The sequence below is a fragment of the Pseudomonas sp. FGI182 genome, from assembly GCF_000511325.1.
Lineage (GTDB): Bacteria > Pseudomonadota > Gammaproteobacteria > Pseudomonadales > Pseudomonadaceae > Aquipseudomonas > Aquipseudomonas putida_Z.
In genome coordinates this window covers 2,707,187-2,731,239 of record NZ_CP007012.1, presented here as the reverse complement: position 1 = coordinate 2,731,239, position 24,053 = coordinate 2,707,187, and the positions used below count along the sequence as shown (strand labels likewise).

Genomic DNA, 24,053 nt, shown 5'->3' with positions numbered 1-24,053 from the left:
GGCTTACCAATCAACCAAAGTCTCGCTGCACGGGCCGCAACTGATATTTCTGCCAGTGGTCTGGGTGAGTAAAGGCTGGGAAAGTGTATCTGCCAATAGCCTTCGGAGCACATACCATGCAAAGGAACACCAACAGAACGCAATTCTTCTATCAGAATGGAAAACTGATCACCCTGAGGGTTGGTGAACAAGGTCGCAGCATTTTCCGTACTACAGATGTGCCACTCGCCGAACTGCAAACGGAAGGCACGCACTCCAGCGGCTTGCTGGCCACGGACGATAAGGGTTCAGTACTGAACGTGCAGGAAAACACCTGATTCTGGAGGAACAGGCGCTAACGAGAACACCTGCGTAGCCGGTATCAGCCACCGCGTAGCCTGCTTCGCGGGTGAACCCGCTCCCACAGGGACCCCATCAGCCGAAAGAACGCACCGTTCCTGTGGGAGCGGGCGTGCCCGCGAACACCGGCGCAGCCGGTGCCAGCCACCGCGTCGCCTGCTTCGCGGGCATGCCCGCTCCCACAAGGACCCCACCTGCCGAAGGAATGCGCTGTCCCTGTGGGAGCGGGCGTGCCCGAGAACACCGGCGCAGCCGGTGCCAGCCACCGCGTCGCCTGCTTCGCGGGTATGCCCGCTCCCACAAGGCCCCCACCTGCCGAAGGAATGCGCTGTCCCTGTGGGAGCGGGCGTGCCCGCGAACACCGGCGTAGCCGGTGCCAACCACCGCGTCGCCTGCGGGGGCGCTCGCTGACACCTGCGCCTGACGTCAATCCAGCGCGCCGTTCAACACCTCGTAGATAATACCCGTAGCAACTGCCACCAGGATCAGGTCCGCACCCGCCTGCATCCATTCATAGCCATCGTAATGAGGCAGTTGCCCCAGCAGCCTGCCATCGAGCTTCTTGGCGATACCCGGCGGCAGCGGTTTGCCACGGGCCAGGTTCTTCTGAATGCCGGGGGGCAGCGCCGGCCCTGCGCTCCAGTAGCCACGGTGCCCGTCAAGAATGCCAAGCACATCGCCACGGTTTATCGAGGGCCCGCCATAAGAGCCCCCGTGACCTTGACCATGCTGGCCCTTGTCCTTGCCGTGGCCCTGCCCTTTACCATTACCCGGGTCGGCATAAGTAAGCGCCGGCCCCACTGCCAGCGCGATCGAGGTAGCGATAACTGCCCATCGACGCTTTGCCATAGCTGTTTCCTTACACCAGAGACGTCCCAGCACTGTAGACCAAAACCCGGTTCAGGGTGAAAGTCCCCAAACCCGGGTCAGGGCTTGGCACTCCGATAGAGCATGATGGCTGCCACATCGAGTGCCAACACGGCAACGGCGAAGAGAAACATGAAGTACAGATCTTCTGGAAACATGGCCGTATCCCCAAATGGGCAGGTTTTCAGGGATGCAGCAATTCCCGTTCCAAACGCCTGGCTGAACGAGCCTCCCCTCTGCTATCGAGATGATTGCTCCGTAACCACGACATCAGCCGGCAATGTTCCAGCGCGGCTTTCCCATTTTGCGACCACGATCGGCGCCAGCGCATTGCCGAGCACGTTCAGTGCCGTAACGGGCATGTCCATCAATCGATATACCCCTGCAATCAGGGCCACGCCTTCCAATGGCAAACCTGCCGCTGTCAGGGTTGCAGTCAGAATCACAAACATGAACCCGGGCACTCCGGCAGCGCCTTTGGACGTCAATACCATGATGAATACCAGCATGACCTGGTCGGCCAGGGCCAGTTCAATATTGTAGGCCTGCGCGATAAACAGCGTACCCAGGCCCGCAAACAGCGACGCGCCATCCAGATTGAATGAATAACCCAACGGGATCACCAGCGACGTGATCGCTCGCGGCACACCCCGTGCTTCGGTCTTGGCCATCAATTGTGGCATGACGGTGGCAGAACTCGCGCTGCTGAAGGCCAGTATCAGTTCATCCTTGAAGGCCTTGATGATCTCGAAGATATTCTCGCCAACAGCCCTGGCAACAAGGCCCAGCACGGCAATCGCGAAGAATAGTACCGCCACATAAGTAATGGCTATCAGCTTTGCCAGCGGCATCAGTGAATCAATCCCGAAGGTCGACACGGTGACAGCTATCAGGGCAAAGATGCCGATCGGTGAGTAGGCCATGACCATATGAGTGATCTTGAACATGGTATCCACTACCGTCTGCAGCACGGCAACCAAAGGCTGCCTCCTGGGTTCATCCAGCGTAGACAGTGCCACCCCGAACAAGATGGCGAAGAACAGTACCGACAACAGCTTCGCCTCTGCCATTGCGGCCACTACATTGTCAGGAATGATGCCCAACAATACCTTGCCGAGCCCTGCCGAACCATTTTGCACCGGTGGCACTGCTTCACTCGCCGATGAAACGGCGAAGCCCGCACCGGCGCCTGGCTGGAGCACGTTACCGACCAACAAGCCGAAAATGATTGCGACCCCGGTCACAACAAAGAAATAGACAAGGCTTTTTGTTCCCACCCGCCCCAGGGCGCGTTTGCCAGAGCCGGCTATGCCTACCACCATACAGGAAAACACCAGCGGCACGATGATCATTTTCATCAGTTTTATAAACGCGTCGCCCGCCGGCTGTAGCACTTGCTCGATCCACCACCCCTTGTAATCGGGAAAATGATTCAACAACACGCCAACGCATATACCGACAGCCAGACCAATTGCAATTTGCGTGATCAAATTTATTTTTATTCTCACCGGACTGATCTCTGTTTTTATAAAGCACTAGGAAGCAAAGACTGCATTCAAATTCTTGAACCCCTTGATCTCGATCGGATTACCACTTGGGTCCAGGAAAAACATTGTCCTCTGCTCGCCAGGCTCACCCTCGAAACGTACAACCGGTGGAATTTCGAACTGCACGCCCAGAACTTCAAGGCGTTCAGCCAAGGCTTGCCAGCGATCCAGAGGCAATATCACCCCGATATGAGGCATCAGTACAAGGTGCGGGCCGACCTTGCCAGTGCGGCTGGTTTCAAAGGGCTTGCCCACATGCAGAGATATCTGGTGACCAAAGAACTCGAAGTCTACCCACGTATCAGTGCTACGCCCCTCGACACAGCCAAGAACCTCTTTATAGAATTTTCTTGCTTCATCCAGATCTTTGACATGATAAGCAACATGAAAGGGTGTCAACATGATGGTACTCCTCGAACGGAGCCACTATCCTCACACCGCCCGGCATTCATGTACACCAACTGACACTTGGTCTGAGCACAAGCATTACTTATGGACATTCAAAATCTGGAAAGCCTCATATCTGTTGTTGAATGCGGCTCCATTGCGGGTGCGGCAAAGAAGGCAAATGTTTCAGCCGCTGCAATAAGTTTGCGCATTCGAAACCTGGAGAAACACTTGGGCTGCACTCTCTTCAATAGAGAGGCACACGCGATAAGGCCGACAGAAAAGCTGCTGGCATTGATTCCACGGATACGCTGCATCGTCGAGCATGCCAATCAGCTCAGGAACGACCTGAACGCCGACACGCTGACCGGGGAACTGCGCATTGGCGCCATATCAACCGCCCTCACCGGCCTTGTACCGGCAGCACTGGAGCATTTGTCATCCTCCGCGCCGGACCTCAAACTCACCATCACGCCCGGTGACTCGAAACTGCTTCATGACAAGCTGATCAATCAGGAACTGGATGCGGCAATTCTGGTGGCGCCACCCTTCAAGACAGCAAAATCGTTGAGAACGCTCACGTTGCGCAGCGAACCGCTGTGCTTGTTGGCACCTGCCGCGGCCTCCCGGGCTGAAGCGCAGGCAATGCTGGCCACCGGGCCCTATATCCGATATGCCGTCGATTCCTGGGGCGGCCTGATAACCCAGCGCTATCTGGACGATCTGGGTCTCGCGCCCAACGTCGCTTGCGACCTGGATGCGCTCGAGGCCATCAGCCTGTTGGTGTCGCTGGGGCAAGGCGTTTCCTTGGTACCGCAATGGTCGTCATTGCTGGAGCAATCGCCAAACGCCCTCATCCTGACCGATGACCCAAGGTACTGCCGCGACATAGTGCTGGCCTACAGTGCCGGCCATCACCGCACGTCGGCAATCAAGCTGCTGGCATCCGTACTGATGGCCTGACACCCCAGTTCAGTACAGACGGGCCTTGATCAGCGGGCGCAGCAAGTAATTGAGCACGCTGCGCTTGCCGCTGAGAATATCCACCTCGGCGACCATGCCGGGGATGATCGGCAGCACCTCCTCGCCGCGCTTGAGCTGGCTGCCGTCAGTGCGGATCAGCACCTGGTAGTACGACTCCTTGCCATGGGGCGTGTCCTCCTCGATGGTGTCGGCGCTGATCTGCTCCAGGGTGCCCTTGAGGTCGCCATAGATGCTGAAGTCGTAGGCGGTGATCTTCACCTTGGCCGGCATGCCCGGCACCAGGAAGGCCACGTCGCGCGGCTTGATCCTGGCCTCGACGAGCAGGCGGTCCTCCACCGGGATCACTTCCATGATCGCCTCGCCGGGCTGGATCACCCCGCCACGGGTGTTGATCAGCACGGTGTTGACCCGCCCACGCACCGGCGAAACGATCCCGGTGCGGCGCAGCTGGTCCTGGCGCTGCTGGACAATCGGCTCCAGGGCACTGAGGTCGGCCTTGCGCTGTGAGCGTTCGGTATAGGCATCCTGGAAGTAGCTGCTCTTCAGCTCGGTCAGCTTGCCGTTGAGGGTAGCGATGTCCTGGCTCAGGCGCAGCGCCTCCATCTGGCTCACCGCACGCTTGGCCACCAGCGGGCGAACCAGGTCGAGCTGGCTCTGGGCCAGGCTGATCTGCCTCTGGATCGCCTGGCTGCCTTCGAGCAGCTTGTCCCGCCGCGACTTGAACAGCTCGCGCTCGGAACGCGCCAGCGGCCCTTGCGGGTCGATGTCCGATGGAAACTCGATGGCCGCCTTGCCCAGCACTTCGGCGTCCAGCCGGGCGATGGCCGCGCGCAGCACGCCGGCCTGGTTGGCCGACTCCTGGAAATTGGTGAGAAAGCGCGTCTCGTCCAGGCGCAGCAGCGGCTGGCCGACCTCCACCAGGTCGCCCTCCTGCACCAGCAGACGGTCGAGAATGCCCCCTTCCAGGCTCTGGATCTTCTGGATACGGCTGAACGGCACCACCCGCCCATCGCCGCGCGTCACCTCATCGAGTTCTGCCCAGGCGGCCCAGGCGACGAACAGCAAGACGCTGCCGAGCAGGGTCCAGAGCAGCGGGCGATAGACCGGGTGAGTGGTCGCCAGCAAGGGGTCGGCCAGTTGCCGGCGCAGCACTACAGAACTTTTTTCAGCTGCCATGGCCGGCTCCTTCGGCGACCTGTGGCGCCTGCACCTGGTTGCCCAGCACCACCTGATTCAGCGGGCCGTCCATGATCACCTGGCCGTTGCGCAGCACCACCGCACGGTCCACCAGCGCCAAGACGCTTTTCTTATGGGTGGTGATGATCAGGGTACGGCGGCCCAGCCATTTCTGCAGGTAGTCGATGACCTGCTTCTCGCTGTTCTGGTCGAAGGCCGCGGTCGGCTCGTCGAGCAGCAGGATCGGCGGGTCCTGCAACAGTACGCGGGCCAACCCCACCGCCTGACGCTGGCCACCGGAGAGGCTGGCGTTGCCCTGGATCGGCATGTCCAGCCCCAACGGGTGGGCGCGCACGAAAGTGCCCAGCCCCACGCCATCGAGGGCTTCCAGCAATTCCTCGTCGCCCAGCGCGGCGTTGGCCAGGTTGAGGTTTTCGCGCAGGCTGCCGTGGAACAGCGCCACATCCTGCGGCAAGTAGCCGATGCCGCGCTGGCGGTCGGCCGGGTCGAGCTGGCTCAGGGCGATGTCGTCCAGCAACAACCGGCCGGATTGCGCGTCGAGCAGGCCACTGAGCAGCCGCAGCAAGGTCGACTTGCCGGCGCCGTTGCCGCCGAGCAGCGCCACCCGCTCGCCGACCTGGATGCTCAGCGCCTGTACGTCGACCACCGGTGGGCTATCGCCGTGGGCCAGGCGCAGCGCCTCCAGGCGGTAATGCCCGTGGAGCCGGTCGCGGTGCACGAAGCGCTTGCCGGCGGGCCGCTCCTGCTCGGCGGACATCAGCTGGTCGAGGCCCTCCAGCGCCACCTTGGTGTGCTGCCAGCGGCCAAGAATCGCGGCAGCCTGGGACAGCGGTGCGATGGCCCGCGAGGCCAGGATCGAACAGGCCACCAGGGCGCCGACGGTCATCGCGCCGTCGCTTATCCGGTACACGCCGAACACCACCACCCCTACATAGCACAGCTGCTGGACGATGCTCGCCGAATAGCTGAGGGTCGAGGCCAGGGCGTGGGTCTTCATTGCGGTACCGGCCAGTTCCCCGGTGAGCGTCTCCCACTGCTGGCGGCAGCGGCCTTCGGCACGCGCGGCCTTGACCGTCTCCAGGTGTTCGAAGGCTTCCAGCAGCACGCTGTTCTTCATCGCCCCCTCGCGCAGGTTCTGCCGCGACAGGTGCCCCAGCAGGCGCTGGGTCAGCAGCCCCGGCAGCAGCATCAACACGCAGGCCACCAGCGGCACCCAGACCACATGGCCACCGATCACGGCAATGATCAACAGGAAGATCACCACGAACGGCAGGTCGCTGATCAGTGCGGCGCTGGACGAAGTGAAGAATTCGCGGACCGACTCGAACTCACGCACCTGGGTGCTGAACGCGCCCATCGACGCCGGTTTGGCGGCGATCCGGGTGCTCAGCACACGCGCGAACAGCAGGCTCGACAACTGCAGGTCCAGGCGCTTGCCGAGAACGTTCAGCAGGTGCCCGCGAAGGATCCGCAGTACCCCGTCGACGATGATCGCCAGGGCCACGCCGCTGGCGAGTATCCAGAGGGTATCGAAGGCCGCGTTGGGTACCACGCGGTCGTACACCTGCATGGCGAACAGCGCCGAGGCGACGGCCAGGACGTTGGCCACCAGGGCCGCCGCCGTGACTTCCGCATAAGAGCGCCAGAGCCGCTTGAGCGGCCCGAAGAACCAGTGCTCCGGCAGGCCGCTGGCGTAGTCGCCCACCCGCCCGTCGGGGTGGTAACGGCACTTGGCGAACACCGCCGTGCCGCTGTAAAGCGCCTCCAGAACGGGCAGCGCCATGCACTCACGGCCGCCGTCGCTCTGCGGCACCAGCACCTCGTACTGCTCACCCTCGATGCCAACCAGCAGCAGGCTGCGGCCATCATCGAGCAACAGCAGGGCCGGCAGCAGGTAGGCGTCCATCTGTCGCAACGGCAGCTCCGCGACCCTGGCAGTGATGTCGGCGCGGCGCAGGGCGCGGGCGACCAGGCGCAGCGGCAGGCGTCCGTGCTCCAGTGCCAGGCCGTCGACCAGCTCGGCGTCGCCCAGCGGCCGGCCCAGTTGCCGGCACAGCAGCAGCAGGCCCTGGCGCAGCGGGTCGTCGTGGTTCAGGGTCACGACATTGTCCGGGGATTGTTCAACTTCCATGATTCAACCGATTCTCCAGTAATGCCCCCAACAGCCCGACCTGCGCGGCCGCCCGGTACTCGATGCGCTTGCGCTCGATGTGCAGATTGATCAATTGCCGCTCGGCCTCGAAGCGTTCGCGCTGCACATTGAGCAAGTCGATCACGTCGCGCCGGCCGACCTCGAACTGCTCGCGGTACAGCTCGCCCACCTGCTCCGACTCCGTCACCTGCTGGCTCAGCGACTGCTCCCGCCAGCGCAGCGTGTCACCGTTGTCGAACAGCGTCTGCAACTGCCGGCGGATGTCACGTTGCATCGCATCGGCCGTCCATTGCGCCGACTCCAGACGCTGTTGCGCAGCGGTCGGCCGGCGGAAGTTGGAAAGCCCCTGGAAGGTATCCATGCGAAAGCGCAGCGACATCACCGAGTCGCTTTCCGGGCGCCCGCCGATCTCCCGGCGCAATGCGGAGGCCTCCAGGTTCAACTGCGGCAGCAACGAAGCCTTGGCCTCGCGGACTTGCGCCTCGGCGACATTGGCGTCCTCCAACGCCTTGCGCTGCAACGGCGACTCGCGGATCACCCGCGTCATGTCGCTGGCAGCCAGGTAGCGCTGCAGCGACATCGGCTCAGGCTCCACCAGCTCGGAGGGGTCCTGGCCAACCAGGATCGCGTACTGGTTGCGCGCGTCCTGCAGGTTGCCCTTCTCCAGAGACAGCTGTTCCTGGGCACGCGCCAGTTCGAGGTTGGCGCGGTCCAGTTCGCTGCGGTCGGCGTAACCGTCGCTGCCGCGCGCCTGGGTCATCTCGCGGATGCCGTCGAGGCGCTGGATGTGCTGGCGCACCGTCTCCACCCGGCGCTCCGAGGCAAGCACATCGAGATAGGTCTCGACGATATCCAGCGCCGCATCGTCGCGCGCCACCAGCACCGCCTCGGACAGCTTGCGCCGGGTGGCGCTGGCGCTGTCGACCTTGCTCGTCACCCTTCCCCAGTCATACAGCATCTGCGAGACGGTGACGTCGTAGACGACCTCGCCAACGTCGAACTCCTGCGGCCCTCCGGACATGGTGACAGAGGGGTAATAGCCACCCTTGGCGATCTCCACCTCGGTGCCCGCACGGTCCGCTTCGGCCATCGCCGAACGCACCTGCGGATGGATCGCCAACCCCGCCCGCACCGCTTGGTCGAGCGGGATGGCCGGGGCGGACAGCGGCAGCCCCAGGCACAGGAGCCAGAGGGCTCCCGCGCCACGGCGCCGTCCCTTGAGCACGGACAGGCCGCGCATCAGACCACGACCTGTACCGTGTTGTCCTCGATCAGCAGGGTACTGCTGCCAAAGTTGTAGACATCGTAGGTAATGCCGTTGAGCTGCTGGGTGGTCCCGGTGTTCACGGCACCCACCACGTTGAGGGTGTCGTTGCTCTCGCCGGTAATCTGCAGCACGTTGTTGGCATCGGTGATGGCGTCGACCTCCGCCGCGGTCAGGGTCAGCACGCTCCCAGAGTCGCCCTTGCCGAGGTCGATGCGCTCGATGTTGGAGAGCGTGCCGACGCCGACGGCGTTGTAGTCGAGGTCGATGCCGTCAGCCAGGACCAACGTGTCGAAGCCGGCGCCGCCGTCGATGCTGACGAAGTCGGTCGCGGTGATCTGGATGGCATCGTTGCCGTTGCCGGCCACCACGTGATCGCCGGTCCCCACGTTGAAGATCAGGTCGTTGCCATCACCTCCATTGATGTGCTCCGAACTGCCGCTCGCCCCGGACATGACGTCGTCCCCCGAGGTGCCGTTGACGTCGATCTGGCCGATGTTCAGCGACAGCCCGTTGGGGGCCAGGGTGATGCCGTAGGCCGAGCTGTCGTTGCCATTGGTGTCGGTGGCGACGATATTGAACGAGATCTGCGAACCGAGGTTGAGGATATCGGTGATGTTCAGCCCCAACTGGGTAAGGACGGTCGGGCTCAGCAGGTTCAGCGAGAAGTTGCCGGAGCTGTCCGCCTGGATCGGCAGCAGCTCGACGTTCAGCGCCGGGGTGATGACACGGATCACCACGCTGGAGTCCGGCTCGGTGGTGCCGCTGAAACCGAACCGCGGGTTCAGCGGGTTGAGGCTGACATCGACGCCGAAGTTGCCGATGGTCACTGGCTGCTCGATGCTGCCGCCAACGCCGATGGTTGCCACATTGCTCGTGTTGCCGGCCGGATCCTCGCCGGTGACCGAGACCTGGGCGTTGAGCAACTGGTCCAGGGTAAGGTCGATGTCCAGGTCGGTGAGCAGGTTCAGCGAAGCCAGCCCGCTGTTGTCGGCTGTCACCGTGGCGGTGGCGGTGACGCCGCCGATGTCCACTTCGACCGTAAGTTCGGTTCCCGGATCGGTGGAGATGGTCAGGATGCTGCCCACCAGCGACAGCACCGGGGTCGCTGGCGGGATGGTGTCGACGGTGAACGGCACCGAGGTCGAAGCAGTGCCGCCATTGATGTCTGCAGTGACGGTAGAGGCGCCCTCCGGGAACGGCCCCATGCCACTACCAGGGGGAATGGTCACGGTGACGCTGCCGGCCAGGATATCGCCGGCGGTGATGGTGTGAGTTGCCTGCGTCTCGTAGCCGTTCTGCCCGGCGAAGGCGACGGTGATCACCTGGCCGACCTGCATGGTCGGGCGGATCGTCACGTCGACCTGGATGCCGTCGCTGATCTCGGCAGCGTTGATCCAGGTGTCGGCGGCTTCCGGCACACTGATGGTCGGCGGCGCCAGGTCCGGCGCGTTGATCGTCGCCGGGCCGCTAAGGTTGCCGGCAGCGTCGGCGGTAACCCCGCTGATCAGCTCGCCGGTGATCAGCGGTGGCGCCAACGGCAGGCTGAAGTTACCGGCGCCGTCGACATTCACCGTGATCGGGTTGGCGGTATCGCCGTCGATCACGAGGCGTACCTGGCTGTTCGGCTCGGCGGTACCGGTCAGCAGCGCACCGTCGGCACTGATGCTCAACAGCGGTGCCGACGGCGCCACCGAGTCGACCGTGGTACTGGCCGGGCCACTGCTGTTGCCGGCGGCGTCCTCGGCCACCGCGTTGACCACCGTGCCATTGGCCAGCGGCGTGGTTGGGGTGAAGCTCCAGTCGCCACTGCCGTCGGCGGTCGTCTCGCCGATCGGGTTGCCGCCACCATCGGTGAGGATGACGGTGGCGCCGGGCTCAGCGGTACCTGTGAGGACCACACCATTGCTCGGTTCGATAGTCGGCGCGGCCGGGGCGATGGCGTCAACGGTGACGCTGGCCGGCCCGCTGGTATTGCCGGCCGGGTCCTGGGCCACGGCGTTGATCACCGTGCCGTTGGCCAGCGGTGTACCGGGCGTGAACGACCAGTTACCACTGCCATCGGCGGTGGTCTGGCCGATCGGGTTGCCGCTGCCGTCGGTGAGGATCACCCTGGCGCCGGCTTCGGCGGTACCACTGATCTCGGTACCGTTGCTCGGCTCGATCGTCGGCTGGCCAGGGGCTACCGCATCCACCGTGGTGCTGACTTGTGGGGTGCTGGTGTTGCCAGCGGCGTCCTGGGCCACGGCGTTGATCACCGTGCCGTTGGCCAGCGGCGCACCAGGCGTGAAGGCCCAGTTGCCAGTGCCGTCAGCGGTCGTCTCGCCGATCGGGTTGCCGTTGCCGTCGGTGAGGATCACCTTCGCCCCGGCTTCAGCGCTACCCGTGATCACGGTCCCGTTGCTCGGGTCGATCGTCGGCTGGCCAGGTGCGACTGAATCCACCGTGGTGCTGCCCGGCAGGCTGGTATTGCCGGCCGGGTCCTGGGACACGGCGTTGATCACCGTGCCGTTGGCCAGCGCAGGCGCAGGCGTGAATGTCCAGTTGCCACTGCCGTCGGCGGTCGTCTCGCCGATCGGGTTGCCGCTGCCGTCGGTGAGGATCACCTTGGTCCCGGCTTCGGCGGTACCACTGATCACCACCCCGTTGCTCGGGCTGATAATCGGTGCGGCCGGGGCGATGGCGTCAACGGTGACGCTGGCCGGCCCGCTGGTATTGCCGGCCGGGTCCTGGGCCACGGCGTTGATCACCGTGCCGTTGGCCAGCGGCGTGCCGGGCGTGAACGACCAGTTGCCGCTGCCGTCGGCGACGGTCTGGCCGATCGGGTTGCCGCTGCCGTCGGTGAGGATCACCCTGGCACCGGCTTCAGCGGTACCACTGATCTCGGTACCGTTGCTCGGCTCGATCGTCGGCTGGCCAGGGGCTATCGCATCCACCGTGGTGCTGACCTGTGGGGTGCTGGTGTTGCCAGCGGCGTCCTGGGCCACGGCGTTGATCACCGTGCCGTTGGCCAGCGGCGCACCAGGCGTGAAGGCCCAGTTGCCACTGCCGTCAGCGGTCGTCTCACCTATCGGGTTGCCGTTGCCGTCGGTGAGAATCACCTTGGCCCCGGCTTCAGCGCTACCCGTGATCACGGTCCCGTTGCTCGGGTCGATCGTCGGCTGGCCAGGTGCGACTGAATCCACCGTGGTGCTGCCCGGCAGGCTGGTGTTGCCGGACGGGTCCTGAGCCACGGCGTTGATCACCGTGCCGTTGCCCAGCGCAGGCGAAGGCGTGAAGGCCCAGTTGCCACTGCCATCGGCGGTGGTCTGGCCGATCGGGTTGCCGCTGCCGTCGGTGAGGATCACCTCGGCTCCGGCTTCGGCGGTACCACTGATCACCACCCCGTTGCTCGGGTTGATTATCGGTGCGGCCGGCGCGATGGCGTCAACGGTGACGCTGGCCGGCCCGCTGGTGTTGCCGGCCGGGTCCTGGGCCACGGCGTTGATGACCGTGCCGTTGGCCAGCGGTGTACCGGGCGTGAACGACCAGTTGCCACTGCCATCGGCGGTGGTCTGGCCGATCGGGTTGCCGCTGCCGTCGGTGAGGATCACCTTGGCCCCGGCTTCGGCGGTACCACTGATCTCGGTGCCGTTGCTCGGCTCGATCGTCGGCTGGCCGGGGGCTACCGCATCCACCGTGGTGCTGACTTGTGGGGTGCTGGTGTTGCCAGCGGCGTCCTGGGCCACGGCATTGATGACCGTGCCGTTGACCAGCGGCGTACCGGGCGTGAACGACCAGTTGCCGCTGCCGTCGGCAGTGGTCTGGCCGATCGGGTTGCCGCTGCCGTCGGTGAGAATCACCTTGGCCCCGGCTTCAGCGCTACCCGTGATCACGGTCCCGTTGCTCGGGTCGATCGTCGGCTGGCCAGGTGCGACTGAATCCACCGTGGTGCTGCCCGGCAGGCTGGTGTTGCCGGACGGGTCCTGAGCCACGGCGTTGATCACCGTGCCGTTGCCCAGCGCAGGCGAAGGCGTGAAGGCCCAGTTGCCACTGCCATCGGCGGTCGTCTGGCCGATCGGGTTGCCGCTGCCGTCGGTGAGGATCACCTTGGTCCCGGCTTCGGCGGTACCACTGATCACCACCCCGTTGCTCGGGTTGACGATCGGTGCGGCCGGGGCGATGGCGTCAACGGTGACGCTGGCCGGCCCGCTGGTATTACCGGCCGGGTCTTGGGCGACGGCATTGATGACTGTGCCGTTGGCAAGCGGTGTAACGGGCGTGAACGACCAGTTGCCACTGCCATCGGCGGTGGTCTGGCCGATCGGGTTGCCGCTGCCGTCGGTGAGGATCACCCTGGCGCCGGCTTCGGCGGTACCACTGATCTCGGTACCGTTGCTCGGCTCGATCGTCGGCTGGCCAGGGGCTACCGCATCCACCGTGGTGCTGACTTGTGGGGTGCTGGTGTTGCCAGCGGCGTCCTGGGCCACGGCATTGATGACCGTGCCGTTGACCAGCGGCGTACCGGGCGTGAACGACCAGTTGCCGCTGCCGTCGGCAGTGGTCTGGCCGATCGGGTTGCCGCTGCCGTCGGTAAGGATCACCTTGGCCCCGGCCTCAGCGGTACCACTGATCACCACCCCGTTGCTCGGGTTGATGACCGGTGCGGCCGGCGCGACGGCGTCAACGGTGGCGCTGGTCGGCCCGCTGGTGTTGCCGGACGGGTCCTGAGCCACGGCGTTGATCACCGTGCCGTTGCCCAGCGCAGACGAAGGCGTGAAGGCCCAGTTGCCACTGCCATCGGCGGTCGTCTGGCCGATCGGGTTGCCGCTGCCGTCGGTGAGGATCACCTTGGTCCCGGCTTCGGCGGTACCACTGATCACCACCCCGTTGCTCGGGTTGATGATCGGTGCGGCCGGGGCGATGGCGTCAACGGTGACGCTGGCCGGCCCGCTGGTGTTGCCGGCCGGGTCCTGGGCCACGGCGTTGATGACCGTGCCGTTGGCCAGCGGTGTACCGGGCGTGAACGACCAGTTGCCACTGCCATCGGCGGTGGTCTGGCCGATCGGGTTGCCGCCGCCATCGGTGAGGATGACAGTTGCGCCGGCTTCGGCGGTACCACTGATTTCCGTGCCATTGCTTGGCTCGACCACTGGCGCGGCCGGCGCCACGCCGTCCACGGTAATGACCGCCGGCGCACTATCGGTCCCACCGGGGTTGCGCGCCACCGCGTTGACCACGGTGCCATCCGGCAACGGTATGCCGGGGGTGAACGACCAGTTACCGGTGCCGTCGGCGGTGACCTGGCCGATCGGGTTGCCGTTGCCATCGGTGAGGGTAATGGTGTTACCGGCATCGGCAGTACCGCTGATCACCGAGCCGTTACTCGGGTCGACCTGCGGAATCGACGGCAGCGACGAGTCCACGGTGGTGCTACCTGGAGCACCCGTATTGCCGGCAGCATCGGTCGCCGTGGCGTTGACCACGGTACCATTGGGCAGTTGCGTGCCCGGGGTGAACGTCCAGTTGCCGCTGCCGTCGGCAGTGACTTCGCCAATCGGATTACCATTGCCATCGGTGAGGGTCACGGTGCTATTCGGCTCGGCAGTACCGTTGATCACGGCGCCGTTGCTCGGATTGACCACTGGCGCGGCGGGTGCGATCGAATCCACCGTGGTGCTGCCCTGCGGGCCAGTGTTGCCGGCTGGGTCCTGGGCGACGGCGTTGACCACCGTGCCGTTGGGCAGCGGTGTGGTTGGGGTGAAGCTCCAGTCGCCGCTGCCGTCGGCGGTGGTTTGGCCGATGGGGTTGCCGCTGCCATCGGTCAGGATGACGGTGCTGCCCGGCTCGGCGGTGCCGCTGATTTCGCTGCCGTTGCTCGGCTCGACCACGGGCGCGGCCGGGGCTACCGAATCCACCGTGGTGGCTGCCTGCGGACCGGTGTTGCCGGTCGGGTCGGTTGCCGTGGCGATGATTACGGTACCGTTGGCCAGCGGTGTGCCGGGGGTAAAGCTCCAGTTGCCGCTGCCGTCGGCGGTGACCTGGCCGATCGGGTTGCCGCCGAGGTCGGTCAGGGTGACGGTGGCACCCGCTTCAGCGGCACCGCCGATGGTCGTGCCGTTGGTGGGATTGATTACCGGTGCAGCCGGCGCGCTGGAATCGACGGTGACCGTCGCTGCCGGGCTGGTGTTGCCCGCCGGGTCGCTCGCCGTGACATTGACCACGGTGCCATTGGGCAGCGGCGTCGCTGGGGTGAACGTCCAGTTGCCGCTGCCGTCAGCTGTGACTTCGCCAATCGGATTACCACTGCCGTCGGTGAGGGTCACGGTGCTGTTCGGCTCGGCGGTGCCGCTGAGGCTGCTGCCGTTGCTGAGGTCGATGGTGGGCACACCCGGGGCCACACCGTCCACCGTGGTGCTGCCCTGCCCGCTGGTATTGCCGGCCGGGTCGGTCGCCGTGGCATTGACCACGGAGCCATCCGGCAACGGTGTGCCTGGGGTGTACGACCAGTTGCCGCTGCCGTCGGCGGTGGTCTGGCCGATCGGGTTGCCGCTGCCGTCGGTCAGGGTGATGGTGCTGCCCGGCTCGGCGGTACCGCTGATTTCGCTGCCGTTGCTCGGCTGGACCACCGGCGCGGCCGGGGCCACCGAGTCCACTGTGGTGCTCGTTGGAGCGCTGGTGTTGCCGGTCGGGTCGGTCGCAGTGGCGTTCACCACGGTGCCGTTGGGTAACGGGCTGCCCGGTGTGAAACTCCAGTTGCCACTGCCGTCGGCGGTGACCTGGCCGATCGGGTTGCCGCTGCCATCGGTCAGGGTGACGGTGGCACCCGCTTCAGCGGTACCGCCGATGGTCGCGCCGTTACTCGGATTGATTACCGGTGCAGCCGGCGCGCTGGAGTCGACGGTGACCGTCGCTGCCGGGCTGGTGTTGCCGGCCGGGTCGCTCGCCGTGGCATTGACCACGGTGCCATCGGGCAACGGCGTGGCTGGGGTGAACGTCCAGTTACCGCTGCCGTCAGCTGTGACTTCGCCAATCGGATTACCACTGCCGTCGGTGAGGGTCACGGTGCTGTTCGGCTCGGCGGTGCCGCTGAGGCTGCTGCCGTTGCTGAGGTCGATGGTGGGCACGCCCGGGGCCACGCCATCCACGGTGGTGCTGCCCTGCCCGCTGGTATTGCCGGCCGGGTCGGTCGCCGTGGCATTGACCACGGAGCCATCCGGCAACGGTGTGCCTGGGGTGAACGACCAGTTGCCGCTGCCGTCGGCAGTGGTCTGGCCGATCGGGTTGCCGCTGCCGTCGGTCAGGGTGATGGTGCTACCCGGCTCGGCGGTACCGCTGATTTCGCTGCCGTTGCTCGGCTGGACCACCGGCGCGGCCGGGGCCACCGAGTCCACTGTGGTGCTCGTTGGAGCGCTGGTGTTGCCGGTCGGGTCGGTCGCAGTGGCGTTCACCACGGTGCCGTTGGGTAACGGGCTGCCCGGTGTGAAACTCCAGTTGCCACTGCCGTCGGCGGTGACTTGGCCGATCGGGTTGCCGCTGCCATCGGTCAGGGTGACGGTGGCACCCGCTTCAGCGGTACCGCCGATGGTCGCGCCGTTGGTGGGATTGATCACCGGTGCAGCCGGCGCGCTGGAGTCGACGGTGACCGTCGCTGCCGGGCTGGTGTTGCCGGCCGGGTCGCTCGCCGTGGCACTGACCACCGTGCCATCGGGCAACGGCGTGGCTGGGGTGAACGTCCAGTTACCGCTGCCGTCAGCTGTGACTTCGCCAATCGGATTACCACTGCCGTCGGTGAGGGTCACGGTGCTGTTCGGCTCGGCGGTGCCGCTGAGGCTGCTGCCGTTGCTGAGGTCGATGGTGGGCACGCCCGGGGCCACGCCATCCACGGTGGTGCTGCCCTGCCCGCTGGTATTGCCGGCCGGGTCGGTCGCCGTGGCATTGACCACGGAGCCATCCGGCAACGGTGTGCCTGGGGCGAACGACCAGTTGCCGCTGCCGTCGGCGGTGGTCTGGCCGATCGGGTTGCCGCTGCCGTCGGTCAGGGTGATGGTGCTACCCGGCTCGGCGGTGCCGCTGATTTCGCTGCCGTTGCTCGGCTGGACCACCGGCGCGGCCGGGGCCACCGAGTCCACTGTGGTGCTTGATGGAGCGCTGGTGTTGCCGGTCGGGTCGGTCGCGGTGGCGTTCACCACGGTGCCGTTGGGTAACGGGCTGCCCGGTGTGAAACTCCAGTTGCCACTGCCGTCGGCGGTGACTTGGCCGATCGGGTTGCCGCCGGCATCTGTCAGGGTAACTGTGCTGCCCGGTTCAGCGGTGCCACTGATCGTGGTGCCATTGCTGGGGTTGACCACTGGTGCAGCCGGGGCCTGCGCATCCACTGTCGTGCTCGTCGGAGCGCTGGTGTTGCCAGCTGCATCCTGGGCCACCACGTTGATCACGGTACCGTCGGGCAGCGGTGTCGCGGGGGTGTAGCTCCAGTTGCCACTGCCATCGGCCGTCACCTGGCCGATCGGATTACCGCTACCATCGGTGAGGGTCACGGTGCTGTTCGGCTCGGCGGTACCGCTGAGGCTGCTGCCGTCGCTCAGGTTGATGGTGGGAGCGCCCGGCGCCACGCTATCCACGGTGGTGCTGCCCTGCCCGCTGGTATTGCCAGCCGCGTCCTGGGCCACCGCGTTGACCACGGTACCATCGGGCAGCGGTGTCGCGGGGGTGTAGCTCCAGTTGCCGTTGCCATCGGCCGTCACCTGGCCGATCGGGTTACCGCTGCCATCGGTGAGGGTCACGGTGCTGTTCGGCTCGGCGGTACCACTGAGCTCGGTACCATTGCTCGGGTTGATCACGGGTGCCGCTGGCGCCACGCCATCGATGATGATACTGGCGGGCGGGCCGCTGTTACCGGCGGCATCCACTACCACTGCTTTGACCACCGTGCCATCGGGCAGTGGGCTATCGGGTGTGTACGACCAGTTGCCGTTGCCGTCGGCAGTAGTCTGGCCGATGGGGTTGCCGTTGCCGTCGGTGAGCACCACGGTGCTGCCCGGCTCGGCGGTACCGCTGAGGCTGGAGCCGTTGCTCGGGTTGATTTGCGGCGCATCGGGGAAGTCAGGGGCCTGCACGGTCGCGGGCGGGCTGCTATTGCCGGCCGGATCGGTCACCACCACGGTAACCGTTTCACCGTTGGTCAGTGGCGGATTCAGTGGAATCTGGAATTTGCCGTCAGAGCCGACCACCACGCTGACGTCGGTTTGCCCGTCGCCGTTGCTGTCGATGCCCACGGTGGCGCCCGGCTCGGCCGTGCCGCTGATGCTGCTGCCATCTGGGGCAATCTGCAGTCCGCTGGCAGGCGCCGGTGCCGTGGTGTCAGGCGGCACACTGCCGTCACCGCCGCCACCACCACCGCCGCCGCCATCGTTGCTGTTGGCGATCGCGACGCCGCCGCCAATGATCGCAGCCCCAGCCAGCAATGCAGCGCCGGGGCTGAGCCCGGCAATGGTGCCGTCGGCGCCAGTGAGCGACTCGAACCCGGCCGCAGTTTCCTGGGGCACATAACCTGCCAACAGCGGCCCATCGGCAGCGACCGGGGGCAGGTCGACGGCCAGCAGCTTGTCCCGGTCTACCAGGTACAACTGGCTTACCGGCTGCCCTTCGACATAGAAGTTGGCAATGCGCAGGCTCTCGCCAGACTTCAGTTGTACGATCAGGTCCGCCCCGCTTTTTGTGTAGCTCGTCACACTTTCGGGAGCAATATCCAGAACAATGTTACTGCTCTGGGTAAGCGTCAGGATTCCGTTATCGGGGATTGCGATGGGGGCAGCAGAAGTAACACTTTGAGCGAGGGGAGATACCTTGGCCTGAATCGACATACGTGACAGTCCTTTTGTCAACAGCACGACCGAGCGATCGCACGCGTATATCCAGAAATAGCACGCCCCCCATAAAACGCCAGACGGGCTTTAAAATATTTAAGGAAGGTCTCTTGCGGCGAGGATCATCATCAAGGCTCGCAAAAATCTACTTGATCTATTACTTTTGAGTTAGCCCTTTCCTCACTGCAGGATGGCGTAACTGAAAGTTGGTATTAACAGGAAGGTATTAGTTGAAAAGTAGCCGCCCCACACCTTGATAAATGCAAACAAATCGTGTTTGCTTCAAGACCTTGACGAACCTTCCAACTTGAGCCTGGGTCAGCTCGACAGCAAGGCAGATTATCGAGCAACATGAGACAGTAGGCCGCTCGGTGCTGGCCTTCGAGCGGCTCGTCCAGCGTTTCCTTAGTTGAACTTGAGCTTTGCCACTTTGCTCAGTGCCCACCCACTGAACACGTAGAACGCATCCAGATAGAAGCGGCCTTCGTAGTTGGGTAGCGGTTCACGATTCAACAACAGCTCGGGCATGTCGGGCGTCGGGGGAAACAGCGCATAAAAGCCGTTGGGCAACACCGCCACCGCGATGAGCAGCAGGTAGGTCACGGTCCGCAGCATGGTGGCGCGGTTATCGGATTGCTCGGCCCATTTCAGGCCGAACCAGGCGACCAGGCCGGCAACCGGCAACACCCAGAAATGCGTCGGCATTCCAATGAACATTTCAGCGACAACGCTTCTTGCTTCCAACCTGGTGCTCTCCTTTCAAATGAGCGGATTATTGCCGCTGGGGTCGGCAAATGCAAAAAGCCCGCTCTCGAGGGCGGGCTTTTTGTTCGCGAGGGTCAGTTGATCATGCTTTAGAACACATCAGCGCGGCGTCCAGCAGCCTGCCATGGTCGTACCAGGCATCGCGTTGATAGGCCGCGAACTGGCGCTGGTTACCCGTGCCCCGCACCTCGACCAGGCCACCCGCCTTGTCGGGGTCGGTACTATCGACGAAAAGTCTGACCGAGTTATCGCCATCGACCTGGTAGGTTTTCACATTCCCTTGAAGTTCGCTTTTGACGCATCCCAGGTACGCCGGTGTACTTCTTTCCGTGGCCCCGGCCGCATACCCATGGCCCTCACGCACATCGGGGTCATGTGCGCAGCCTGCCATGAACAGTGTGGCGAAAGTGGACATCAGTATTGCACCTGCTACCGATCTTGAGCTCTTCACGCGACACGCTCCTGCCGCCCCATCGAGTAACTTGGGAAAGTGTTGCCAAGCCGCATACCTTTTTTGGTTTTTGTTTGCCCATGTTACTGCTCAACGTCAGCCGGGCAATATGCTTGTTTGCTATATCGGTTTCAGGACGGGCTTTGCCCGGGAAGATAACCTTCGTTCATGGATCAGCGGGCAAGTTCCAGACAGGCCAGCCTGGGCGAGTTTGAGTTGTCTTGCTGTGTATTCGCAGCGGCCTGGCCGCAAGCGGAAGGGATGCTGCCTGCATCAATAGCGGCGGTAGTCCTGGCCACCATGGTAACCGTCGTTGAAATGCCGGTGATGGCCGCCGCCGTGATGCCCACCGTGGTGCCAATATGGCCAGCAACCACCGAGCAGCAGCAACCCTGACAACACTACGACCCATGCAGTCTTGCGTTTCATGTGCGTACCTCCGGCCAGGTGAAACCAGGCCTTGCTTACGTTGGACCGCACAAAGGAGGGATGTTCAGGCAGGGGCCGGCCGTTGGTCTTCTTGCCGGCGAGATTTCATGCGCAGGACATTCCGGTACCGTATGGCCATGAACCCGCCAGAGCGCGAGCAAAACCCGACCCAGACCGGATTGTCTTCCTGCTGGTGCCCCGATTCCGGGGGGCTGAACCCACAATCGGGGGTCAGGCGATGGCCTTCAGGAACACCAGTGTCGCCACCAGATCCAGGAGCAGTACGGCAACCACCACGAAGGCCATGTAATAGCGGTCATCCTGAGTCATTTTTGCGTTCCCCGAATGATCAATGCCTCAGGGTCAAAGCAATTGCTGTTCCAAAACCGTGTCACATCCGATCAGGGTCGTTCCGTCCATGCCCGGCCCCCTGCTGCCATGTGCCTGAGGAACCATGCCCTGGCCTATGCTCATGGTTTCGGAGGAAGCGAATATGTGCGGAAGGCTCAGCCAGTACCGTGGCATACATGACTTCGTTGAGACCCTGAGCCTGCCAGAGGCCTGGCGGAACAACGTCGGCGACCAGCCGCTTGGCCGCTACAACATCGCGCCGACCACGCCGGTGGCAGTACTGCGGATGGATGACGCAGGCCCACGGGCGGACCTGGTGAGGTGGGGATGGCGACCGCACTGGGCGAACGATCGCGCTGCGCCGATCAACGCGCGGGTCGAGAGGGTGGCGCATGGCCCATTCTTCCGGGCGATCTGGCCGCACCGGGCCATCACCCCTGTCGACGGCTGGTACGAATGGGTTGATGAAGGTGGGCCGAAGAAGCAGCCGTACTACATCCGCCGCCAGGATGGGCGCCCTGCCCTTTGCGCCTCGATCGGCCAGTTCACCGGCACCGAGCACGACGGGTTCGTCATCATTACCGCCGACGCTCAGGGCGGAATGGTCGACGTTCACGACCGCCGGCCTGTCGTGTTGTCGCCAGAACTGGCGTACGAGTGGATCGCGGCAGAAATGCCGAACGAACGCGCAGAACAACTAGTGCTCAACCTGGGTGAGCCGGCTGAAGCCTTCGAGTGGTACCGGGTGGGTATCGCCGTGGGGAATGTGCGTAACCAAGGTGCCGAGCTGATGAACCCGCTTCAGCGTATGATCTGAATGCGCAGCGATGCAGGATCGTAAGCGCGGCGCCTGCGATCATTGCGATGAGGATCGTATCCCTGCCATCAGCCATACAGAGCTGGCCAAGCACAGAATGAGGATGGAGATCGAAGCAGGCAGGTGAAACTGGTGATATCCAGCCAATCCGAAGCCGGCATGGATAAGGAACGTGATCAGGCCTAGGCCGGCACAAACTTTGGCGAAGAACACCGCGTTAACCGTACCCAGCAACACGCTTCGATAACCAACCAGCAACACGGGTATTGCCAAGATATTGAACAGGAGGAAGCCCTGTACCCCACCCGGTAGGAAAAACATCTCCCATTCCTGCCAATACGCGGCATCTATTTGATGAAGAATCAGTGCAAGCATCGTTACGAAATAGCTTCTTTCCATGTAAGCAATCCCTTCAGCTAGTGATCATCCCTGAGTAAAGCGCTGACGATGATATCTCGCGCCTCTATGCGACGCTTAGAAGTATTTGCAGATCAGTGCTGCTCAACGAGCGCGCGCTGAATGCCATCCAGCATGCCCAGAGGATGGCAACTCTCCGGCGCATGGCACCCCAAGCCAGCGCACCCGATCCGCCCATTTCTGTTCCAGCCGAGCAAAGGTGGGCTGTGGATCAACGAACCAAGTGTTACAATCCGCCACTTCAAATCGGCGCCCAAGGCGCTGAACATCCGTGAACGCCGTCAGTACGACACCCGCCACACCTACGCCACCCTATGCCTGATGTCTGGGATGAACCCACGTTCATCGCGAACCAGCTTGGTCACAGCGTCGAGATGTTGCTTTCTACCTACGCGAAATGGATCAGCTCCTCCTCGGACTGGAGGGAGCTGGAGAAGCTGCCGCCCCGAGTCGAATTGGCCCAAAATTGGCCCAAGACTGACGAGATGGCCTAAATACACCTCTGGAACCCCCGCAGGACAAGCACTTGATTTCTACCGCCAACATCACCATGCAGTTCGGCTCCAAGCCGCTGTTCGAAAACGTTTCCGTCAAATTCAACAACGGCAACCGCTACGGCCTGATCGGCGCCAACGGTTGCGGCAAGTCGACCTTCATGAAGATCCTCGGCGGTGACCTGGAGCCGTCCGGCGGCCAGGTCATGCTCGAGCCGAACACCCGCCTGGGCAAGCTGCGCCAGGACCAGTTCGCCTACGAGGAATTCACCGTGATCGACACGGTGATCATGGGCCACGGCCAACTGTGGAAGGTCAAGGCCGAACGCGATCGTATCTACTCGCTGCCGGAAATGACCGAGGAAGACGGCATGGCCGTCGCCGAGCTGGAAACCGAATTTGCCGAAATGGACGGCTACACCGCCGAATCCCGTGCCGGTGAACTGCTGCTGGGCCTGGGTATTCCGCTGGAACAGCACTTCGGCCCGATGAGCGAAGTGGCACCGGGCTGGAAGCTGCGCGTCCTGCTGGCCCAGGCGCTGTTCTCGGACCCGGACGTGCTGCTGCTCGACGAGCCGACCAACCACCTGGACATCAACACCATCCGCTGGCTGGAAACCATCCTCACCGCGCGTAACAGCACCATGGTGATCATTTCCCACGACCGGCACTTCCTCAACAGTGTCTGCACCCACATGGCCGACCTGGACTACGGCGAGCTGCGCGTATTCCCGGGCAACTACGACGAGTACATGACCGCTGCCACCCAGGCCCGCGAGCAGCTGCTGTCGGACAACGCCAAGAAGAAAGCCCAGATCGCCGAACTGCAGACCTTCGTCAGCCGCTTCTCGGCCAACGCCTCCAAGGCCAAGCAGGCCACCTCGCGGGCCAAGCAGATCGACAAGATCCAGCTGGCCGAGGTCAAGCCGTCGAGCCGGGTGAGCCCGTTCATCCGCTTCGAACAGACCAAGAAGCTGCACCGCCAGGCCGTCACCGTCGAGAAAATGGCCAAGGCCTTCGACGACAAGGTGCTGTTCAAGGACCTGGGCTTCACCATCGAGGCTGGCGAGCGCGTGGCGATCATCGGCCCCAACGGTATCGGCAAGACCACCCTGCTGCGCACCCTGGTCGGTGAAATGACCCCGGACAAGGGTGAAGTGAAGTGGACCGACAGCGCCGAAGTGGGCTACTACGCCCAGGACCACGCCCACGACTTCGAAGACGACATGACCCTGTTCGACTGGATGGGCCAGTGGACCTCCGGCGAGCAGGTGATCCGCGGCACCCTCGGGCGCATGCTGTTCTCCAACGACGAGATTCTCAAGTCGGTGAAGGTGATTTCCGGTGGTGAGCAAGGCCGCATGCTGTTCGGCAAGCTGATCCTGCAGAAGCCGAACGTGCTGGTGATGGACGAGCCGACCAACCACCTGGACATGGAATCGATCGAGGCGCTGAACCTGGCGCTGGAAAACTACCCGGGCACCCTGCTGTTCGTCAGCCACGACCGTGAGTTCGTGTCGTCGCTGGCCACGCGCATCATCGAGCTGTCGGCTGATGGCGTGGTGGACTTCAGCGGTACCTATGACGATTACCTGCGTAGCCAGGGTGTAGTGGTCTGATTGATGCGGCGGCCTGGCCATCTTGTATGGCTGGGCCGGCCTCTTCGCGGGTAAACCCGCTCCCACAGGGACTGCGTAGCACTTGAGGCCTATGCAAATCCTGTGGGAGCGGGCGAGCCCGCGAA

15 protein-coding genes and 1 pseudogene are annotated in these 24,053 nt (G+C 63.8%); 5 read left to right on the top strand and 11 right to left on the bottom strand.

Translation table 11 applies throughout. The features are described 5' to 3' along the window. The first annotated feature begins 116 nt into the window (after window positions 1-116). Window positions 117-317: a hypothetical protein gene (locus C163_RS12030; RefSeq protein ID WP_025338985.1), complete on the top strand. Its 201-nt coding sequence runs from the start codon at window positions 117-119 to the stop codon at window positions 315-317. Between the two features lie 448 nt (window positions 318-765). On the opposite strand, the gene C163_RS12025 is transcribed toward C163_RS12030, so the two are convergent. The 3 genes from C163_RS12025 to C163_RS12015 form a co-directional block, all read right to left on the bottom strand. Beyond that, window positions 766-1,188 (bottom strand): anti-virulence regulator CigR family protein, encoded by a 423-nt coding sequence (locus tag C163_RS12025; RefSeq protein WP_015270222.1) that lies wholly within the window; start codon window positions 1,186-1,188, stop codon window positions 766-768. A 257-nt stretch (window positions 1,189-1,445) separates the two neighbouring features. Continuing rightward, on the bottom strand, window positions 1,446-2,696 hold the full coding sequence (locus C163_RS12020; protein WP_256220403.1) for a cation:dicarboxylate symporter family transporter: 1,251 nt from the start codon (window positions 2,694-2,696) through the stop codon (window positions 1,446-1,448). Between the two features lie 45 nt (window positions 2,697-2,741). Continuing rightward, the gene (locus tag C163_RS12015) at window positions 2,742-3,155 is read right to left on the bottom strand and encodes a VOC family protein (protein WP_025338983.1); all 414 of its coding nucleotides are present in this window, start codon (window positions 3,153-3,155) and stop codon (window positions 2,742-2,744) included. Window positions 3,156-3,245: 90 nt separating this feature from the next. On the opposite strand from C163_RS12015, the gene C163_RS12010 reads away from it, so the two are divergent. Beyond that, on the top strand, window positions 3,246-4,103 hold the full coding sequence (locus tag C163_RS12010) for a LysR family transcriptional regulator (RefSeq protein ID WP_025338982.1): 858 nt from the start codon (window positions 3,246-3,248) through the stop codon (window positions 4,101-4,103). Window positions 4,104-4,112: 9 nt separating this feature from the next. Here the strand turns inward: C163_RS12010 and C163_RS12005 are convergent, their stop codons facing one another. From C163_RS12005 to C163_RS27120, 7 genes are all read right to left on the bottom strand, one after another. Next, on the bottom strand, window positions 4,113-5,300 hold the full coding sequence (locus C163_RS12005) for an HlyD family efflux transporter periplasmic adaptor subunit (RefSeq protein WP_025338981.1): 1,188 nt from the start codon (window positions 5,298-5,300) through the stop codon (window positions 4,113-4,115). Then, window positions 5,290-7,452: a type I secretion system permease/ATPase gene (locus tag C163_RS12000; protein WP_025338980.1), complete on the bottom strand. Its 2,163-nt coding sequence runs from the start codon at window positions 7,450-7,452 to the stop codon at window positions 5,290-5,292. The genes C163_RS12005 and C163_RS12000 overlap by 11 nt, the downstream gene beginning before the upstream one ends. Continuing rightward, entirely contained in the window at window positions 7,442-8,713 is a 1,272-nt protein-coding gene (locus C163_RS11995; protein ID WP_025338979.1) for a TolC family protein, read from the bottom strand. Before C163_RS11995 ends, C163_RS12000 begins: the two co-directional genes overlap by 11 nt. Continuing rightward, window positions 8,713-18,582, bottom strand: coding sequence for an Ig-like domain-containing protein (locus C163_RS11990; protein ID WP_038408116.1), 9,870 nt, complete (start codon window positions 18,580-18,582; stop codon window positions 8,713-8,715). Before C163_RS11990 ends, C163_RS11995 begins: the two co-directional genes overlap by 1 nt. Before the next feature lie 408 nt (window positions 18,583-18,990). Then, on the bottom strand, window positions 18,991-19,302 hold the full coding sequence (locus tag C163_RS11985) for a hypothetical protein (RefSeq protein ID WP_025338977.1): 312 nt from the start codon (window positions 19,300-19,302) through the stop codon (window positions 18,991-18,993). A gap of 130 nt (window positions 19,303-19,432) precedes the next feature. Further along, entirely contained in the window at window positions 19,433-19,765 is a 333-nt protein-coding gene (locus tag C163_RS11980) for a hypothetical protein (RefSeq protein ID WP_049866762.1), read from the bottom strand. A 309-nt stretch (window positions 19,766-20,074) separates the two neighbouring features. Then, complete coding sequence (locus C163_RS27120; protein WP_155951619.1) at window positions 20,075-20,230, bottom strand: hypothetical protein; 156 nt, start codon at window positions 20,228-20,230, stop codon at window positions 20,075-20,077. A gap of 493 nt (window positions 20,231-20,723) precedes the next feature. Between C163_RS27120 and C163_RS11970 the strand changes: the two genes are divergently transcribed. Then, a complete protein-coding gene (locus C163_RS11970) occupies window positions 20,724-21,398 on the top strand; it encodes an SOS response-associated peptidase (protein WP_025338974.1) in 675 nt (224 codons plus the stop codon). Between the two features lie 39 nt (window positions 21,399-21,437). Here the strand turns inward: C163_RS11970 and C163_RS11965 are convergent, their stop codons facing one another. After that, window positions 21,438-21,797 carry a DUF6713 family protein gene (locus C163_RS11965; protein WP_025338973.1) on the bottom strand — a complete coding sequence of 120 codons (360 nt, stop codon included), beginning with the start codon at window positions 21,795-21,797 and terminating at the stop codon, window positions 21,438-21,440. Window positions 21,798-21,940: 143 nt separating this feature from the next. On the opposite strand from C163_RS11965, the pseudogene C163_RS27720 reads away from it, so the two are divergent. Further along, window positions 21,941-22,309: pseudogene (locus C163_RS27720) on the top strand (integrase). Window positions 22,310-22,341: 32 nt separating this feature from the next. Then, window positions 22,342-23,928 (top strand): ABC-F family ATPase, encoded by a 1,587-nt coding sequence (locus tag C163_RS11955; RefSeq protein ID WP_025338972.1) that lies wholly within the window; start codon window positions 22,342-22,344, stop codon window positions 23,926-23,928. Window positions 23,929-24,053 lie beyond the last annotated feature (125 nt).

Excerpts from the sequence above, each read along its gene's own strand:
- C163_RS12030 (WP_025338985.1), top strand. The coding sequence starts at position 117 with ATGCAAAGGAACACCAACAGAACGCAATTCTTCTATCAGAATGGAAAA.
- C163_RS12025 (WP_015270222.1), bottom strand. The coding sequence starts at position 1,188 with ATGGCAAAGCGTCGATGGGCAGTTATCGCTACCTCGATCGCGCTGGCA.
- C163_RS12015 (WP_025338983.1), bottom strand. The coding sequence starts at position 3,155 with ATGTTGACACCCTTTCATGTTGCTTATCATGTCAAAGATCTGGATGAA.
- C163_RS12010 (WP_025338982.1), top strand. The coding sequence starts at position 3,246 with ATGGACATTCAAAATCTGGAAAGCCTCATATCTGTTGTTGAATGCGGC.
- C163_RS12005 (WP_025338981.1), bottom strand. The coding sequence starts at position 5,300 with ATGGCAGCTGAAAAAAGTTCTGTAGTGCTGCGCCGGCAACTGGCCGAC.
- C163_RS12000 (WP_025338980.1), bottom strand. The coding sequence starts at position 7,452 with ATGGAAGTTGAACAATCCCCGGACAATGTCGTGACCCTGAACCACGAC.
- C163_RS11995 (WP_025338979.1), bottom strand. The coding sequence starts at position 8,713 with ATGCGCGGCCTGTCCGTGCTCAAGGGACGGCGCCGTGGCGCGGGAGCC.
- C163_RS11990 (WP_038408116.1), bottom strand. The coding sequence starts at position 18,582 with ATGTCGATTCAGGCCAAGGTATCTCCCCTCGCTCAAAGTGTTACTTCT.
- C163_RS11985 (WP_025338977.1), bottom strand. The coding sequence starts at position 19,302 with ATGTTCATTGGAATGCCGACGCATTTCTGGGTGTTGCCGGTTGCCGGC.
- C163_RS11980 (WP_049866762.1), bottom strand. The coding sequence starts at position 19,765 with ATGTCCACTTTCGCCACACTGTTCATGGCAGGCTGCGCACATGACCCC.
- C163_RS27120 (WP_155951619.1), bottom strand. The coding sequence starts at position 20,230 with ATGAAACGCAAGACTGCATGGGTCGTAGTGTTGTCAGGGTTGCTGCTG.
- C163_RS11970 (WP_025338974.1), top strand. The coding sequence starts at position 20,724 with ATGTGCGGAAGGCTCAGCCAGTACCGTGGCATACATGACTTCGTTGAG.
- C163_RS11965 (WP_025338973.1), bottom strand. The coding sequence starts at position 21,797 with ATGGAAAGAAGCTATTTCGTAACGATGCTTGCACTGATTCTTCATCAA.